The organism is Cupriavidus sp. SIMBA_020 (assembly GCF_046535395.1).
Classification (GTDB): Bacteria; Pseudomonadota; Gammaproteobacteria; order Burkholderiales; family Burkholderiaceae; genus Cupriavidus; species Cupriavidus campinensis.
On record NZ_JAWRWU010000239.1, the window covers coordinates 1 to 328 of the forward strand.

Annotated in this window: 1 protein-coding gene; it reads left to right on the forward strand. The window is 64.0% G+C overall.

What is annotated here, in order from left to right; all coding sequences use genetic code 11:
* Positions 1-328, forward strand: a 328-nt coding sequence (locus SB751_RS29005; protein ID WP_410748908.1) for a 4Fe-4S binding protein, incomplete at both ends; no start/stop codon positions are given.

Below are 328 nucleotides of genomic sequence, written 5' to 3' on the forward strand. Positions count from 1 at the left end.
GTCCTGGCGCAAGGCGCGCATCAAGATCACCAAGCATGCGCTGTGGATCGCGCTGGCCTGGTGGACGGGGTCGACCTTCATCGGCTATTTTGCGCCGATCCGCGAGCTGGGCCACGAGCTGTTCACGCTGCAGCTGGGGCCGTGGCAATGGTTCTGGATGCTGTTCTACGGTTTTGCCACCTGGGGCAACGCGGGTTTCATGCGCGAGTCGGTGTGCAAGTACATGTGTCCCTATGCGCGCTTTCAAAGCGTGATGGTGGACCCCGACACGTTCGTGGTGACCTACGACAAGCGCCGCGGCGATCCGCGCGGCGGCCGCTCGCGCAAG